Below are 13486 nucleotides of genomic sequence, written 5' to 3' on the forward strand. Positions count from 1 at the left end.
GGGTGGAGAGAGCTCAAGATGACGATCCGATTTGACGGCCAAGTGGCCATTGTGACCGGCGCCGGCGGCGGTCTGGGCCGCGAACACGCCCTGGCTCTGGCCGCGCGCGGAGCCAGGGTGGTCGTCAACGACCTGGGCGGCGCGCGCGACGGCTCGGGCGGATCCGCCACCGCCGCCGAGGCCGTGGTCGCCGAGATCGAGGCCGCAGGCGGAGAGGCCATGGCCAACGCCGCCTCCGTCACGGATTACGCCGCCGTCCAGGCCATGGTCGCGGCGGCGATGGAGAAATGGGGCCGGGTCGATCTGCTGGTCAACAACGCCGGGGTTCTGCGCGACAAGACCTTCTCCAAGATGGAGTTGGACGACTTCCGCTTCGTCGTCGACGTCCACCTGATGGGGGCGGTCAACTGCACCAAGGCGGTGTGGGAGATCATGCGGGCCCAGAACTATGGCCGCATCGTCATGACCACCTCGTCCTCGGGCCTGTACGGCAATTTCGGCCAGTCGAACTATGGCGCGGCCAAGATGGCCCTGGTCGGTCTGATGCAGACCCTGTCGATCGAGGGGGCCAAGAACGACATCCGCGTCAACTGCCTGGCCCCGACCGCCCATACCCGGATGACCGAGGATCTCGGCGCCGCCCTGCCGCTGGAGGCCCTGGGACCGGAACTGGTGACGCCGGGCCTGCTGTATCTGCTGAGCCGGGAGGCCCCCAGCCGCTGCATCCTGGCGGCCGGCGCGGGCGGGTTCGAGCGCGCCTATGTCACCCTGACCGAGGGCGTCCACATCTCGGGCGCCGATGCGCCGGAACAGGTGGCGGCCCGGTTCGACGCCATCTCCGACCGCGCGAACGAGATCGTGCCGGAGATGGGCGCCGCCCAGGGGATGATCGAACTGACCAAGGCCCAGAAGGCCCACGCCGACTGATACCGATCAGGTCGTCGGCACGGTCAGCCGATCGCGCCGACGCAGCCTTCCGCATCGCCCGGCGCCAGATCGGCGTCGGTCAGGGCGATGGTCCAGCCGTGGTGGGTGTTCAGGCCCCAGCGGCGCGCGCCGCCGCCGTCGCCCGCGTCGCCGCCGGCCGTCACGACCACACGGCGGCCCTTGGGCAGGGCCGGCGGATCGATCTTGCCCACGGCCAGCGACGTCGGCGTCTCGCCGCCGTAGCCGTCGAAGACGCTCAGCATCGACCATTCGCGACGCAGGCCCATCCACCAGCTGTCCTCGGTGTTGACGGCTAGGACGGCGATCCCGTGACCCTCGGCGGCGAAGGCCAGGGCCTTCTGCGGGTCGCGCACCATCCTGATATCGGCGGCGGCGCCGAAGCGCAGACGGGCGCCGTCATAGGCGCGGGTCGGTTCGATCGGGGCCCAGACCTGGACCTGCAGCCGGCCCTGACGCGCCAGGCCCCAGCCGACGATCTCGCGCCACAGGTGCTCGACCGCCTCGGCGTTCTCGGGCTGGCATTTGGACAGCATCCGCGACAGCACCGTCTGTTCGCGGTCGGGACGCAGCTTGGTGTGAGGACCGCTGGGGGCGTCCTTGGCGCGGCCGACGGTGGCGGCGACGGCCAGACGCTGTTCGAACAGGGCCAGGATCTGGTCGTCGATACTGTCGATCTCGGCGCGCAGGGCGGCCAGGGCCTGTTGTTCGGGGGTCAGTTCGGCCACGTCAGGCCACACTTGCTGGACGTTGGAATTGGTCATGGATTTCGGCTTTCGGCATGGGAGGATTTCGATGTGCAGGGGCGGACAGCCGCTCTGGTTCAGAGCGGTCGCCGGCGAGACTGTCAGGGACGAAGTGCGCCTGACGCCTCAGCCGGCGTATCGAAAGCCGTAAAAGCCGTAGCCAAAATAGAGGCCGGAAACCGCGCGCGAACGGTTGGAAGAAACAGAAAGAACGCGCTGGCGGGACATGGGTCCGGGTCCGGTTATGCGGATCGTTTGCGATCCGTGGGGCCTTAAAGCACGCAAAGACCTTGCGTCGTCAACCCTGAACCGCGCTCAGCAGGACGAAACGCGTCCGGTTATCGCCGGAATCCTGCAAATCGTTGCGCAGGATCGACAGGCCGTACACCTCGGCGGCGTTGCGCGGGGCGATGGCGCCCTGGCTCGGATCGCCCGCCTCGGCCACGTCGCGGGCGGCGCCGGCGGTGTCGAAATGTTCGACCACGTTAAGCCTCATGCCCTTCAGGGTCTGTTCGCACTGGGCCAGGGCGATGGGGTGGCTCAGCACCCGCTTCAGGTCGGGGATCCGCGTTCCTTCCAGCCCCATCAGGGCGTGGCGGATGGGCCGCCAGGCCTCGGCGACCACCTTCAGGCCCGACTCGCGCACCAGGGTCGCCGCTGGCTCGACCACGCCGATGGAGGAGTTTTCCACCGGGATCAGGGCGCAATCACAATCGCCCGACTTCAGCGCGTCGATGGCGTCCGCAAAAGTCTCGAACGGCACGGCGACGTCCCAGGGCCGCAGAGCCGTGCAGGCCTCGTGGCTGAAGGCCCCCGGCGCGCCCTGATAGGCGACCCGACCGGGCTTTTCGTCTTGGTGCGCAGGCGTTTCCATGTCCGTCACCTCCGGGTTCGCGCCCGAAAGCCTTTCTCGTCGTTCGCAGTCGGATCAGACGGAACATCCTTGTCCGCGCCATGACCGCATACGAAGCGTATCTGCGGCGCCGCCCCCGTTCCGACAAGCCGAATGTGACGCGCGCCTGCTATCGGCCCGCCCGCAGCCGCGTTAGCCTGACCGCTCCCTTCCCCCCGGAGCGTCCCATGCCCGCCGTCTCGAACGCCAGCCGCCGCGCCGTCCTGACCGGCCTGGCCGGAACCGTCGCCGGCTGCGCCGTGACGCCTACGGTTCCCGTGACCGGCTTCGAGCCGCGCCGGATCTCGCCGATCCTGATGACGCCCGAGCGGATCATCCGCATCACCGTCTGCACTCGGGGTTTCCGCCCCACGGGCCCGCGCCTGGACGTCGAGCCGGTCGGCGAGACCAGAGTGGTCCACAACTACGGCCACGGCGGCAGCGGCTGGTCCCTGTCCTGGGGCTCCAGCGCCATAGCCGCGCGCAAGGCCATGGCCTTGGCCGGCCTCGCCGGCGGCCCGCCGAACATCGCCGTGCTCGGCAGCGGCGCCCTGGGCCTGACCTCGGCCCTGCAGCTTCAGCGGATGGGCGCGCGGGTGACCATCTACGCCCGCGACCGGGCCGCCTTCACCCGCTCGATGCGCGCCACAGGCAGTTGGACGCCCGACAGCCGCGTCGCCGACGCCGACCGCATCTCGGCCGACTTCCAGCCCCTGTGGGAGCAGATGGCGCGCGAGACCTATGCGACGCACCAGACCTATCTGGGGACCGAGGGCGACTCGGTCGTCTTCAGCGACCGCTACTACCTGTCCGGCGAGGCCGACCTGCCGCGTCCACCCGCGCCCCTGCCGATCCGCACCGGCCTGGGGGTCAAGCCGATCCGTTTCTTCGAGGCGCGGCTGAACGGTCTGACGCCGAGATCCTTCCCCCTCCCCGCCTCCGCCTCGCCCTTCGCGGTCGGCGAGACCCGGATGGGCAGTTCGCTGCAGTTCAATGTGACCGAACTGGCCCACAGGCTGGAGACGGAGTTCCTGACACATGGCGGCCGGATCGAGACGCGGACATTCAATGCGCCGTCCGAACTGACCACCCTGCCGGAAAAGATCGTGATCAACTGCACCGGCTACGGCGCGCGCGCCCTGTTCGGCGACAAGGATCTGACGCCCGTGCGCGGCCAGATCGCCTGGCTCGCGCCCCAGCCGGAGGCGAACTACGGCCTGCATTTCCGGGGCGTGACCGTCCTGTCGCGCCCGGACGGCATCGTGGTTCAGAACACGCGCAACGACATGAACGGCGTCGGTCTCGACGACGAAACGCCGGATCGCGAGGAGGCGGAGGCGACGATCGGTCTCGTCGCCCCCCTGTTTCCTTCGATCAGGCGGCTTCCGACCGGCTGACGCGGCCCGATTTCAGCCGTTCGGCCACCAGGAAGGCCAGCTCCAGCGCCTGGTCGGCGTTCAGGCGCGGGTCGCAGTGGGTGTGATAGCGGTTGGACAGGTCGTCCTCGGTCACCGGCATGGCGCCGCCCAGGCATTCGGTGACGTTCTGGCCGGTCATCTCCAGATGGACGCCGCCGGGGTGGACGCCCTCGGCCTCCGCAACATCAATAAATGTCCGCACCTCGCCCAGGATCCGGTCGAACGGCCGGGTCTTGTAGCCGTTGCCGGCCTTCAGCGTATTGCCGTGCATCGGGTCGATCGACCAGATGACCTTGCGGCCCGAGGCCTTCACCTCGCGCATCAGTTTGGGCAGGCGTTCGCCGACCTTGTCGTGGCCGAAACGGCCGATCAGGGTCAGGCGGCCCGAGATATTGTCCGGGTTCAGGGCGTCGATCAGCGGCAGCAGGTCGTCGGCCGTCATGGTCGGACCGCACTTCACCCCGACGGGGTTCTTGATCCCCTTCATGAACTCGACGTGGGCGCCGTCCAGCTGACGGGTGCGCTCGCCGATCCACAGCATATGGGCCGAGGTGTCGAACCATTCGCCCGAACCGCCGTCCAGGCGCGTCAGGGCGCTCTCGACATTCAGCAGCAGGGCTTCGTGGCTGGTGAAGACCTCGACACGGCTCAGGTCCGGATGGGTCTCGGGCGTGACGCCGACGGCCTCCATGAAGGCCAGGGCCTCGGTGATCTTGTCGGCCAGTTCGCGGTACTGGGCGCCGGCGGCGTTGTCGCCCGCGAAGCCCAGGGTCCAGCGGTGGATGTTGTAGAGGTCGGCGTAGCCGCCGCCGGCGAAGGCGCGCAGCAGGTTCAGCGTCGAGGCCGACTGATTGTAGGCCCGGATCAGACGCTGCGGATCGGGCACGCGTTCTTCCGGCGTGAACCCCATGCCATTGATGATGTCGCCGCGATAGGAGGGCAGTTCGACCCCGCCGATCTCTTCCAGCGGCGACGAACGCGGCTTGGCGAACTGACCGGCGATCCGGCCCACCTTCACGACCGGCTTGCGGCCGGCGAAGGTCAGGACGACGGCCATCTGCAGGATCAGGCGGAAGGTGTCGCGGATATTGTCGGTCGAGAACTCCTTGAAGCTCTCGGCGCAGTCGCCGCCCTGCAGCAGGAAGGCGTCGCCCCGCTCCACCTGGGCCAGTTTCGACGTCAGGTGGCGCGCTTCGCCGGCGAACACGAGCGGCGGCAGGGCGCGCAGTTCGTCTTCGACGGCGGTCAGGGCTTTGGGATCCGGATAGTCCGCCGGCATGTGCAGGGCGGTCTTCGTTCTCCAGCTTTCGGGGGTCCAGCGTGTCATCGCGCAAGAATAGGGCTTTGCGGCCGCCCAAACAACGAAAACACGAATAGATTTTGCGGCGGAGGGTCAGTCCTCGGCGGGCGGCGCCTTTTCACCGGCGGCTTCGGCCTTGCGTTCAGCCTTGGCTGCGGCCTTCTCCGCCGCCTTGATGGCCGCCGCGCGTTCCCGTTCCTGGCGTTCGAAACTATAGTTGGGCTTGCGGGCCATGGGCGTCCTCGTCTGGTCGATAGTCTGGATGTGAAAGTGGCGGTCCAGCGCGCGAGACGCAATCTCCAAATCGTTCCGGCCGCTGACGACGGCCTAGAGCAGGCGCGGCTTGCGGCTCACAAACCGGACCAGGCGGTGCAACAGAATCAGGGTGTTGGCTAGAATAGACATGTCCCAAGAACGCGCCTCCCCGGCTCCTGTTCACTTACGCGGGTCATCGGTCGCAACCTGTCACGCCGAGGGTCTGCCGAAATTGGGCCACAGTCCATATGGTAGCGCCCGCTCCGAGACACCCATGCCGCGAGCCGCTTCATGACATTCCAGGGCCAGAGCCTTTCCCGTTCGGACATCGCCGCGCTTTCGGCGGATGCTGAAGTCCTGCTGACGGAATGCGTGCTGGACGAGGCCGACCTCTCCAATCTCGATCTGATCGGCTATCGCTTCGAGCGCTGCAGTTTCAAACGGACGGACTTCACCAGCGCCCGGCTGGAGAACGCCCGTTTTTCGGGTTGTCGCGGCGCCATGGCGGTGTTCACGGCGGCGCGGCTGGAGTCCACGCACTGGCGCTCCTGCGATCTGAACAACGCTCGTTTCGTCGGGGCCAGCCTGTCGGAAGCCGTGTTCACCGGCTGCAAGCTGACCGGCGCCGATTTCTCGCGCCCGCGCAGCACGGGCGTCACCTTCGTCGAGACCACCCTGGCCTCGGCTCGGCTGGCAGGCTTCTCCTTCCGCAAACAGACGCTGGAGGCCCTGGACTTCTCCCTGGCCGACCTGGCCGGCTGCGACTTCCGCGACGCGGTTCTGGAGAACTGCAGCCTGCGCGAAAGCCATCTGGTCGATGCGCGTTTCGAGGGGGCGGACCTGCGCGGGGCCGATCTGGGCGGCCTGCGCCTGAACGACGCCCGACGGTTCAAGGGCGCGACCATATCCCGCGCCCAGGCCGCCGCCCTGCTGTCGGAACTGGGGCTGCGGGTGCTTTAGCGGCCGGCCATGAATTTTCGACGACATTCGCCCTGGGAGTCTGGCGCCCGTCGCCCGCCTTCCCATCTCCCGCTCAGGGGAACGAAACCAAGAGCCGGAGACGCGATATGGCGCCTTACGACCTGACCCTGGATGAGATGCTTGCCGACCCCATGGTCCGGCAGTTGATGGATCGCGACGGCGTGGCCGAGGCCCAGGTGCGTGGACTGTCCGACCATGTGCGGCGACGGCGCGGCCCCCAGTTCGGCCCGCGCACGCCCGGCCGGATCGCGCAGGAGCCCCGCTCCTTCGCCCCCTGACGATCGGCTTCTCGCACAGTTCGTGCCCATGGCGGACGTCAGGCGCCGCCCGCCCACACGTTTTTCGCGCGCAAATCGGCGTTGGAGCCGATCTTTCTGTTTCGCGACGACGTCATAGGTGGCATCGCTTGCGCCCCTTAAACGTCCATCCGCGAAGACCGAGATGTCCGAAGAATTCTATCGCATGAAGCGCCTGCCTCCGTATGTGATCGCGGAGACCAACGCCATGCGAGCCGCCGCCCGACAGGCCGGCGAGGATGTCATCGACCTGGGCATGGGCAATCCGGACCTGCCGCCGCCGCCCCATGTCATCGACAAGCTGGTCGAGGTGGCGCGCAAGCCGGACGCCCACGGCTATTCGGCCTCCAAGGGCATTCCAGGCCTGCGTCGCGCCCAGGCCAACTACTACGGCCGGCGTTTCGGCGTGGATCTGGATCCCGAGACCGAGGTGATCGTCACCATGGGCTCCAAGGAAGGCCTGGCCAGCCTGGCCACCGCCATCACCGAGCCGGGCGACGTGGTCCTGGCCCCCAATCCCTCGTATCCGATCCACACCTTCGGCTTCATCATCGCCGGCGCCGCGATCCGCAGCGTGCCGACCACGCCGGACGAACACTATTTCGAGGCGCTGGAGCGGGCCATGGCCTACACTGTGCCGCGCCCGAAGATCCTGGTGATGAACTATCCGTCGAACCCGACGGCCGAGACCGTGGACTTGGCCTTCTATGAACGGGCGGTCGCCTTCGCCAAGGCCAACGACCTCTGGATCATCAGCGATCTGGCCTATTCCGAGCTCTATTACGACGGCAAGCCGACCGTCTCGATCCTGCAGGTGCCGGGCGCCAAGGACGTCGCGATCGAGTTCACCTCCCTGTCCAAGACCTACAGCATGGCTGGCTGGCGCATCGGCTTCGCCGTCGGCAATCGCAAGCTGATCGCCGCCATGGCGCGGGTGAAGTCCTATCTCGACTATGGCGCCTACACCCCGATCCAGGCGGCGGCCGTCGCCGCCCTGAACGGCCCGCAGGACATCGTCGAACAGAACCGCGCCCTGTATCATCGCCGCCGCGACGTCCTGGTCGACAGTTTCGCCCGCGCCGGCTGGGACATTCCCAAGCCCGCCGCCTCCATGTTCGCCTGGGCGCCCCTGCCCCCGGCTTTGGCGCATCTGGGCAGCCTTGAGTTCTCCAAACAGTTGCTGACCCACGCCAAGGTCGCCGTCGCCGCCGGCGTCGGCTACGGCGAGAACGGCGAGGGCTTCGTCCGCATCGCCCTGGTCGAGAACGAGCAGCGCATCCGCCAGGCCGCGCGCAACATCCGCACCTATCTGAAGTCGATGGGCGTCAACGTCCCGCCCAGCCGCGAGACCAAGGACATCTGAAGCCTTCAAGGCCGGCGGCGGACCTCCCAGTCCAGGGTCCAGCGGTTCGCCCCGGCCGGCTTCAGCTCGGTGATCGCCGCAGCGACCTGTCGGTCGAATCCGTCAAGCAGAACCTCGCCCTGGCCGACCCAGGCGACGACGGCGTTCGTCTGCCAGAACGGCCCGCCCATCCCGCGCAGCGAGAAGCGGACGTGAACCGTGTCATTGACCTGGGGCATGAGCGTCTCTCTTTCAGCCGAACCGAAAAACATCGGTCGGAAGATGTAACTTTGGTGCGATTCAGACCGTTGCGCGTCGCCGCTCCGTGGACAGATCGCGCGCCCGGCGCGATCCGATGTCCATCAGACGATGGAGCCGTCATATGACGACCTGGACACAAGAACTGAGCCGCGAGGACGCCGTCCTCGACCGCTACTGGCGCGAATATTTCGACCAACCCCTGCCGATGCGCGGCGCCGGTCAGGCGATGAAACAGATCCTGATCGACAATGGTCTCGCGGCCAAGGTGATCAAGAGCGCCATCCGCCTCGAGCAACGCTCGTGGGCGACCGCAGGACAGGGTGGAAGGATTTGAGGAATGGTGGACGCGACAGGGATTGAACCTGTGACCCCCTCGGTGTGAACGAGGTGCTCTCCCGCTGAGCTACGCGTCCTTGCCTTGCGGAGGCGGCGATGTAGCCCGACCGACCGACTCGCGCAAGCGTCCGTTTCAGATTCCTGCGGCCTGCACGGTTTCGGGCGTCTCGGCGTCCGGATCGCCCGGCAGCCAGGCGACATGACCGTTGTAGATGCCCTCGTCCAGAACGCCCTCTTCCTTGGCCACCAGAACCGGCACCAGCATCTGGCCGGTGACATTGGTCGCGGTCCGCATCATGTCGATGATCCGGTCAATGGCGACGATATAGCCGATCCCCTCCAGGGGCAGGCCGGCCGTCGACAGGGTCAGGGTCAACATGACGATCGATGTCCCCGGCACCCCCGCCGTGCCCAGCGAGCCCAGTACGGCGGTCAGGCCGATCAGGATGTACTGGGTCAGGCTCAGGTCGATCTTGAAATACTGGGCGATGAAGATCGAGGCGATGGCCGGATAGATGGCGCCGCAGCCGTCCATCTTCACGTTCGCGCCCAGGGGGACGGCGAAGGCGGCATAAGCCTGGGGCACGCCCAGACGCTCGACCGTCTGACGCAGGGTGATCGGCAGGGTGCCCAGCGAGGACGAGGTGGCGAAGGCCGTCTGTTGCGCCGCGAAGGCGCCGCGGAAGAAGCTGGTGACCTTCAGGCCGTGGATCTTCAGCAGGCCCGAATAGACAACCAGGATGTGGAACAGGCAGGCGGCGTAGATGGCCCCGATGAATTTCAGCAGCGGCAGCAGGGCCTCCCAGCCGTAACCGCCGACGACCGACCCGATCAGGCCGAACACCCCGAACGGGGTCAACTGGATCACCCAGCGGGTGATGCGGAAGACGACGGCCGCCCCCTCGTCCACCAGCCGCCGCACGCCCTGGGCCCGGTCGCCCAGCGCCACCAGGGCCACGCCGATCAGGGCCGAGAAGAAGATGATCTGCAGCACCTTGCCCTCGGCAAGCGCCGCGAACGGATTGGTGGGCACCACCCCGATCAGCACCTCCAGCGGCGTCGGAATCACCCGTTCCTTGACCTCGCCAAGCGGCAGGTTGGACAGGCCGACGCCCGGATTGATGATGTGTCCGAAGGCGAAACCGACCAGCACGGCCAGCAGCGAGGTGATGGCGAACCAGACGATGGTCCGCACGCCCAGCCGCACGGCGCCCGCCCCCTCGCCCAGCTTGGCGATGGAACTGGCGATGGTGAACAGCACCAGGGGCGCCACCACCATGCGGATCAGGTTCAGATAGACGTCGCCGATCGGCTGCAGCCAGGTCTCGGCCCGCTCGCGCAGGATCAGGCCCGCGATGACGCCCAGGGCCAGACCGGCGAAGGTGCGTTGCCACAGGGGGATTTTGAAGAAACCGGCGATCATCGAGACACTTTCAACAGGGGTGCGCCAATCTGTCCATCGCGAAGGCGATCCGCAACCGCGTCGGCGATCATTCCGCGACAGATTTCCTGTCGCCCGGCCTCAGAATTTCAGCGCCTTCAGAACGTAGAAATCTGACAGGATGCCGTCGATCGCCTCTTCCACATCCTCGAAATCGTCGATCAGCACGTCGCCGCCCAGCTCCTCGACCGGAACCGGGGTGAAGCCGAAGGTGACCAGGATACAGGGCATCCCCGCATCCCTGGCTGCGCCGGCGTCGGGCGCGGCGTCTCCGACCATGATGGCGCGCTCGGGATCGCCGCCGCCCATCGCGACCGCCTCCTTCAGGTGCGCGCCAGAGGGCTTCCTCGCGCTGACCCGGTCCGGCCCGACGATGGCGGCGAAATGCCGGGTCAGGTCCAGCTTCGCCAGCAGCAGTTCCGACAGGTCCGACCGCTTGTTGGTCGCCACCACCAGGATCGCCCCACGCTGCTTCAGCCGTTCCAGCGTCTCCACCACCCCCTCGAAAGGCTGCGACCCGTCGGCGATATGGGCGGCGTAATCGACCAGGAACCGCTCGAACAGCTCTTCCGACTCGGCTCTCTCGACCGAAGCCCCCGCCGCCTCGAACCCATGCACCAGCAGGGCGCGCGCGCCGGATCCGATCAGGGTCTGGGCCGAGTCCATCGGCACGGGCGGCAGGCCTTCCTCGACCAGCAGCCTGTTCAGCGTGCCGATCAGGTCCGGGGCGGAATCGACCAGCGTCCCATCCAGGTCGAAGGCGATGGTCCAGCCTTCCAGGTCGCGATCGGTCATCCACATCTCCCGCTGGCCCGCATGATGGGCTAGATCGCAGGACGACTAGACCGCGAGACGATTCATGACCAGCCAGACGCGCGCCCGCGCCGCCATCATTCTCGCCGCCGGCCAGGGCACGCGGATGAAGTCGCCCCTGCCCAAGGTGCTGCACCCGGTCGCCCACCGCGCCATGCTGGACCACGCCATCGACGCGGCCGAGGGGCTGGGCTGCGAACGGATCGTCGTCGTCGTCGGCGACCATTCGCCCGAGGTCCGCGCCCATGTCGTCAAACGCCTGGGCGAGGCCGCCGTCGCCGTTCAGGATCCGCCGCTGGGCACCGGCCACGCCGTCCGCGCCGCCGAACAGGCCCTGTCCGGCTTCGACGGCGAGGTGGTGGTCACCTATGGCGACGTGCCCCTGCTGAAGGCCGGCGACATCGAACCCGTCTTCAACTCAGACGGCGTCACCGTCATCGGTTTCGAGGCCCGCGATCCCGGCGCATACGGTCGCCTGATCCTGGACGGCGAGACCCTGACCGCCATCACCGAGGCCAAGGAGGCCTCGGCCGAGGTTCTGGCGGTCACCGCCTGCAACTCGGGCGTCATGGCCGCCCCGGCCGCCCTGCTCTTCGCGCTGCTGGCCGACGTGAAGAACGACAACGCCAAGGGCGAATATTATCTGACCGATGTGGTTGAGCTGGCGCGCAAGGGCGGTCATCCGACCCGCGCCGTCTTCGCCGCCGAGGACGCCGTCATGGGCGTCAACTCCCAGGCCGAACTGGCCCAGGCCGAGGCCCTCTTCCAGAAGGTTCAGCGCGAGACCTTCCTCGCCGCCGGCGTGACCATGAGCGCGCCCGACACCGTCCATTTCGCCTGGGATACGCAGATCGGCGGCGGAACCGTGGTCGAGCCCTTCGTCGTCTTCGGCCCCGGCGCAGTGATCGAGGGCGGCGCCCGGATCCGCAGCTTCAGCCATGTCGAGGGCGCCCGCGTCGCCTCCGGCGCCGAGGTCGGCCCCTACGCCCGGCTGCGTCCCGGCGCGGACCTGGCCTCGGGCGTCAAGATCGGCAATTTCGTCGAGGTCAAGAACGTGAAGATGGCCGAGGGCGCCAAGGCCAACCACCTGGCCTATCTGGGCGACGGCGCGGTCGGCGCGGGCGCCAATCTCGGCGCCGGGACCATCTTCTGCAACTACGACGGCTTCAACAAGGCGCGGACCGAGGTCGGCGCCGGCGCCTTCGTCGGCTCCAACTCCAGCCTGGTGGCGCCCGTCGTCATCGGCGACGGCGCCCTGATCGCCTCAGGCTCTGTCATCACCGAGAACGTCCCGGCGAACGCCCTGGCCTTCGGCCGGGCCCGCCAGACCGTCAAACCCGAAGCGGCCGCCGCCTTCCGCGTGCAGGCCAGGGCCAAGAAGGAGGCGGCCAAGGCCGCCCAAACCAAGAGCGATCAGTCGAAATGAGCGATATCCAGAAGAAGAACGCCGGTGAAGCCGCCGCCGCCCATGTCGAGGCCGGCATGATCGTCGGCCTGGGCACCGGCTCGACCGCCGCCTGGTTCGTCAAGGCCCTGGCCGCGTGCAACCTGTCCGGCCTGCGCTGCGTCCCGACCTCGGAAGCCACCGCCGATCTGGCGCGCTCGCTGGGTTTGACCCTGTCGACGCTGGAGGACACGCCCCGTATCGACCTGACTGTGGACGGCGCCGACGAGGTCGGTCCCGGCCTCGCCCTGATCAAGGGCGGCGGTGCGGCCTTGCTGCGCGAGAAACTGGTGTGGGAGGCCTCCAGCCGCTGCATCGTCATCGCCGACGCGGCCAAGGTGGTGCCTGTTCTGGGGACGTTCCCCCTGCCGATCGAGGTGGTCGCCTTCGGTCACAAGACCACGGCCAACCGCATCGCCGACGTCCTGATCGATCACGAGATCAACCAGCCGGCCCGGGTGCGCCAGGCGGACCGCGGCCTGATCCGCACCGACGGCGGCAACCTGATCTATGACGCGGCCTGCAAAGCCATTCACGATCCGGTCCGTTTAGCTGACGACCTGAAACTGATCACCGGCGTCGTCGAGCACGGCCTGTTCCTGGACCTCGCCGATCTGGCGATCATCGGTCAGGATCAGGGCGTCGAGACCATCACCCCCTGATCAGGGACGCGCCCTGAACCACTCTAGTTCAGCGTCTGCGACAGGGCGTAGTCCAGTTGGTCGCATTCCAGCCAGGTGACGCAGTCCTTCAGCGACGACTGGAAGCGCGAACCGGAGGCTTCGGCCAGTTCGGCCAGGGCCTTCAGCGTGAACAGGATGTTCTCTTCGATGAAGGCCTGTTCGGATTCGTTCGGGGTACGCATCGGATTTACTCCTGAAAACTCTGTTGCACTCAGTTGTAGGCGGCCGAGACGGTGAAGGATCCGGTGTAGGCGCCCGTGGTGGTGGTGGAGGCGACGGGGACCGAACCGCCGACGGTGAAGGCCAGCGAGCCGGCGGAACCCAGGGCGTTGG

General features: G+C 67.5%; 17 protein-coding genes and 1 tRNA gene. 8 read left to right on the forward strand and 10 right to left on the reverse strand.

Features of this window, described 5'->3' with window-relative positions:
• Positions 1–18 precede the first annotated feature (18 nt).
• Positions 19–927: an SDR family NAD(P)-dependent oxidoreductase gene (locus ACIQ1T_RS17300; RefSeq protein WP_395945802.1), complete on the forward strand. Its 909-nt coding sequence runs from the start codon at positions 19–21 to the stop codon at positions 925–927.
• A 23-nt stretch (positions 928–950) separates the two neighbouring features.
• Here the strand turns inward: ACIQ1T_RS17300 and ACIQ1T_RS17305 are convergent, their stop codons facing one another.
• Both ACIQ1T_RS17305 and ACIQ1T_RS17310 read right to left on the reverse strand, forming a co-directional pair.
• Entirely contained in the window at positions 951–1709 is a 759-nt protein-coding gene (locus tag ACIQ1T_RS17305; RefSeq protein WP_395945803.1) for a chorismate mutase, read from the reverse strand.
• A gap of 280 nt (positions 1710–1989) precedes the next feature.
• Positions 1990–2565 (reverse strand): prephenate dehydratase domain-containing protein, encoded by a 576-nt coding sequence (locus ACIQ1T_RS17310; RefSeq protein ID WP_395945804.1) that lies wholly within the window; start codon positions 2563–2565, stop codon positions 1990–1992.
• A gap of 206 nt (positions 2566–2771) precedes the next feature.
• On the opposite strand from ACIQ1T_RS17310, the gene ACIQ1T_RS17315 reads away from it, so the two are divergent.
• Entirely contained in the window at positions 2772–3980 is a 1209-nt protein-coding gene (locus ACIQ1T_RS17315) for an FAD-dependent oxidoreductase (RefSeq protein ID WP_395945805.1), read from the forward strand.
• Here the strand turns inward: ACIQ1T_RS17315 and ACIQ1T_RS17320 are convergent.
• Together ACIQ1T_RS17320 and ACIQ1T_RS17325 are read right to left on the reverse strand one after the other, a co-directional pair.
• The gene (locus ACIQ1T_RS17320) at positions 3958–5328 is read right to left on the reverse strand and encodes a class II 3-deoxy-7-phosphoheptulonate synthase (protein WP_395945806.1); all 1371 of its coding nucleotides are present in this window, start codon (positions 5326–5328) and stop codon (positions 3958–3960) included. The genes ACIQ1T_RS17315 and ACIQ1T_RS17320 overlap by 23 nt on opposite strands.
• Before the next feature lie 66 nt (positions 5329–5394).
• The gene (locus tag ACIQ1T_RS17325; protein ID WP_395945807.1) at positions 5395–5535 is read right to left on the reverse strand and encodes a hypothetical protein; all 141 of its coding nucleotides are present in this window, start codon (positions 5533–5535) and stop codon (positions 5395–5397) included.
• A 312-nt stretch (positions 5536–5847) separates the two neighbouring features.
• On the opposite strand from ACIQ1T_RS17325, the gene ACIQ1T_RS17330 reads away from it, so the two are divergent.
• From ACIQ1T_RS17330 to ACIQ1T_RS17340, 3 genes are all read left to right on the forward strand, one after another.
• The gene (locus tag ACIQ1T_RS17330) at positions 5848–6516 is read left to right on the forward strand and encodes a pentapeptide repeat-containing protein (RefSeq protein WP_395945808.1); all 669 of its coding nucleotides are present in this window, start codon (positions 5848–5850) and stop codon (positions 6514–6516) included.
• 107 nt (positions 6517–6623) lie between these two features.
• Complete coding sequence (locus ACIQ1T_RS17335) at positions 6624–6815, forward strand: hypothetical protein (protein WP_395945809.1); 192 nt, start codon at positions 6624–6626, stop codon at positions 6813–6815.
• Between the two features lie 163 nt (positions 6816–6978).
• Entirely contained in the window at positions 6979–8196 is a 1218-nt protein-coding gene (locus ACIQ1T_RS17340; protein ID WP_395945810.1) for an LL-diaminopimelate aminotransferase, read from the forward strand.
• A gap of 5 nt (positions 8197–8201) precedes the next feature.
• On the opposite strand, the gene ACIQ1T_RS17345 is transcribed toward ACIQ1T_RS17340, so the two are convergent.
• Positions 8202–8414, reverse strand: a complete 213-nt coding sequence (locus ACIQ1T_RS17345; RefSeq protein ID WP_395945811.1) for a hypothetical protein — start codon at positions 8412–8414, stop codon at positions 8202–8204.
• Between the two features lie 143 nt (positions 8415–8557).
• Here ACIQ1T_RS17345 and ACIQ1T_RS17350 point away from each other — a divergent pair, with 143 nt between their 5' ends.
• Complete coding sequence (locus ACIQ1T_RS17350) at positions 8558–8770, forward strand: hypothetical protein (protein ID WP_395945812.1); 213 nt, start codon at positions 8558–8560, stop codon at positions 8768–8770.
• A 4-nt stretch (positions 8771–8774) separates the two neighbouring features.
• Here ACIQ1T_RS17350 and ACIQ1T_RS17355 read toward each other — a convergent pair.
• From ACIQ1T_RS17355 to ACIQ1T_RS17365, 3 genes are all read right to left on the reverse strand, one after another.
• A tRNA-Val gene (locus tag ACIQ1T_RS17355) sits at positions 8775–8849 on the reverse strand.
• Positions 8850–8905: 56 nt separating this feature from the next.
• On the reverse strand, positions 8906–10195 hold the full coding sequence (locus tag ACIQ1T_RS17360) for a dicarboxylate/amino acid:cation symporter (protein ID WP_395945813.1): 1290 nt from the start codon (positions 10193–10195) through the stop codon (positions 8906–8908).
• Between the two features lie 99 nt (positions 10196–10294).
• Positions 10295–11014: an HAD-IA family hydrolase gene (locus ACIQ1T_RS17365; RefSeq protein ID WP_395945814.1), complete on the reverse strand. Its 720-nt coding sequence runs from the start codon at positions 11012–11014 to the stop codon at positions 10295–10297.
• A gap of 58 nt (positions 11015–11072) precedes the next feature.
• Between ACIQ1T_RS17365 and glmU the strand changes: the two genes are divergently transcribed.
• Both glmU and rpiA read left to right on the forward strand, forming a co-directional pair.
• On the forward strand, positions 11073–12452 hold the full coding sequence (glmU, locus tag ACIQ1T_RS17370) for a bifunctional UDP-N-acetylglucosamine diphosphorylase/glucosamine-1-phosphate N-acetyltransferase GlmU (RefSeq protein ID WP_395945815.1): 1380 nt from the start codon (positions 11073–11075) through the stop codon (positions 12450–12452).
• Positions 12449–13132 carry a ribose-5-phosphate isomerase RpiA gene (gene rpiA, locus ACIQ1T_RS17375; protein WP_395945816.1) on the forward strand — a complete coding sequence of 228 codons (684 nt, stop codon included), beginning with the start codon at positions 12449–12451 and terminating at the stop codon, positions 13130–13132. Before glmU ends, rpiA begins: the two co-directional genes overlap by 4 nt.
• 23 nt (positions 13133–13155) lie before the next feature.
• Here the strand turns inward: rpiA and ACIQ1T_RS17380 are convergent, their stop codons facing one another.
• A complete protein-coding gene (locus ACIQ1T_RS17380; protein WP_395945817.1) occupies positions 13156–13335 on the reverse strand; it encodes a hypothetical protein in 180 nt (59 codons plus the stop codon).
• Between the two features lie 29 nt (positions 13336–13364).
• Positions 13365–13478: a DUF4402 domain-containing protein gene (locus tag ACIQ1T_RS17385; protein ID WP_395945818.1), complete on the reverse strand. Its 114-nt coding sequence runs from the start codon at positions 13476–13478 to the stop codon at positions 13365–13367.
• Between the last annotated feature and the right edge of the window lie 8 nt (positions 13479–13486).

The sequence above is a fragment of the Brevundimonas sp. genome (assembly GCF_044336875.1).
Lineage (GTDB): Bacteria > Pseudomonadota > Alphaproteobacteria > Caulobacterales > Caulobacteraceae > Brevundimonas.